The 2,328-nt window shown below is 62.0% G+C and carries 2 pseudogenes; both read left to right on the top strand.

The features are described 5' to 3' along the window. The first annotated feature begins 343 nt into the window (after positions 1-343). Positions 344-1,194, top strand: a pseudogene (locus CVM73_RS38600) (tyrosine-type recombinase/integrase). Positions 1,195-1,203: 9 nt separating this feature from the next. Beyond that, positions 1,204-1,792, top strand: a pseudogene (locus CVM73_RS38605) (IS91 family transposase); the annotation flags it as partial. Positions 1,793-2,328 lie beyond the last annotated feature (536 nt).

Consider the following 2,328-nt stretch of genomic DNA (forward strand, 5'->3'; position numbering starts at 1 on the left):
TTCCATAGAGATGTCCAAACCGACGTACTGCTTCATGAGTTGCTTCCTTTCGATGATCCCCCGAGGCAGATCCTACCGGATCTTGAGCCTTCGAGAAGCGGTCAGCCGCGATTACGCCATGTTAAGAGCGACCAAGTGACTGATGTGGAATCGTAATCTGGCAGACCGGCTTTTTTTGCGATTGCAGGGTTTTGATGCTTCGGGGATCGGAACCTTGCAATTTCATTTTCAGGATTGAACGAAGCCGCTGGCGCGGCATTTGAGGAGAGGTGGTAACGGCCACCTCCTGTCTGAGAGGATCGAGGGTTTTCAGAGCCCAACCCTTCAGACAGGAGGTTTTCCGATGGCCCAGTTGAGCCCTCTCCGCCGACGCCTGATCGAGGACATGACGGTCCGCAATCTGTCGCCGGCGACGCAACGATCATATCTCATGAAGTTCAGCCGATATTTTGGCCGATCGCCCGATCATCTGGGCTTAGAGGATGTCCATGCGTTCCAGGTTCACCTGGTGGCGACGGGGATATCATGGCCGGCACTCAACCAGATCGTCTGTGCCTTGCGCTTTTTCTATGGCGTGACGCTCGGCCACAGCGCGATCCCCGAATGCATTGCCTATGCGCGGGAGCCACGCAAGCTGCCGGTCGTGCTGAGTGCCGACGAGGTGGTGAGTTTTCTAGAGGCGATCCCGAGCCTAAAGAGCCGCATAGCGTTGACGACAGTCTATGCCACTGGATTACGCGTGTCGGAGGTGGTTTTCCTCAAGGTCACGGATATCAACAGCCAGCGGATGGTAATCCGGGTCGAACAAGGCAAAGGCGGCAGGGACCGTTACGTCATGCTCTCGCCGCAGCTTCTGAAGATTCTAAGGGCCTATTGGCGGTTAACCCGACCGACACGCTGGCTATTTCCCGGCCGCGGCAGTGAGCGGCCGCTTGATGCGACTGTGCTGCACGCGGCGTGCCGCTCGGCCCACATCGCAGCCGGTCTGAACAAGCGCGTGACGGTGCACACATTACGGCACAGTTTTGCGACCCATCTTCTGGAGAACGACGCCGACATTCGTGTCATCCAGGTGCTGCTCGGCCATGCCAGCCTGCAGAGCACGGCCCGCTACGCCCAGGTTGCCACCAAACCATCAGCCAGACCCCGAGTCCGCTTGACCGGCTGCGATTGGAGATCGTTCCGCCCGGCTGATCCGGCATCATGGATCCGGCTTTGGAGGTGGCGGACATATTCCGCCGCCACGGCGAAGCTTTTCGGCAGGCGCATGCCGGTCGCCTCGGCCGCGTCGAGCGACGTGTGATGGGCGCCATCACGGCGTGTCGGACGGCGTGCTCGGCGGCCACCTGGAGCAATGCGACGACTGCGGTGCGAGGCGCATCGCCTACAACTCCTGTCGCAATCGGCACTTCCGAAGTGCCAGGGCGCGGCACGCCCGCAGTGGCTTGCCGAGCGGCAAGCCGAACTCCTTCCCGTGCCGTATTTCCACGTGGTCTTCACCTTGCCGGCGCCGGCCAGGGAGATTGCGTTCCAGAACAAGGCGGTAGTCTATGCCATCCTGTTCCGCTGCGCGGCGGAGACGCTCACCACCATCGCCGCCGACCCCAAGCATCGCGGTGCCCAGCTCGGCGTCACCGCCGTCCTCCATACCTGGGGCCAGACCCTGCAACACCATCCGCATGTCCACTGTGTCGTGCCCGGTGGTGGACCTTCGCTCGACGGCACACGATGGGTCGCTTGCCGGCCCGGCTTCTTCCTGCCGGTGCGCGTCCTCTCTCAGCTGTTCCGCCGGCGCATCGACGTCGTCCCGCGAGCCTCCGCGCGCGACCAGCCGTTCCGTTGTGACACGTCATGACCAGCGCATGCACCATCCACCCCTTCCATGGTCACTTCTCGGTGGCAACCTCCGATGTCGCCGTGGCCGCGCTCGCCACCAAACATCCCGCCAATCGTTCGGCCGCGCATCCCAGCACAACAAATCGTTCGCGGCTTCGCGCTCTCGGCCCGAGCAATCGCGCAGCTCACGTCCAATCAAGATCTCGCCGATGCGCGGCGACCACAGGCGCGCCTTTTCCGCAGCTTCTCTGGCTGCACTATCGCCATAGCGCCCCACAACTCCGCGGCTCCTTCAATCCGGCTTCTGCGAGGTCGCGACAGAGCCCGTGGCTGGCCTTTCCTCCGCGACCTCACAGAACCCTCCAGATTCCGTGATCGCATCGGAGGTGGCGATGCGACCGAAGAAGCACAGGACGACGGGATCGGGCGATCTGTTTCGGGCCAGGCTGGACCAAATCATCAATATGAAGCACGAGCTGGTTCAGCTCGCCG

It is taken from the genome of Bradyrhizobium forestalis, from assembly GCF_002795245.1.
GTDB classification, from domain to species: domain Bacteria; phylum Pseudomonadota; class Alphaproteobacteria; order Rhizobiales; family Xanthobacteraceae; genus Bradyrhizobium; species Bradyrhizobium forestalis.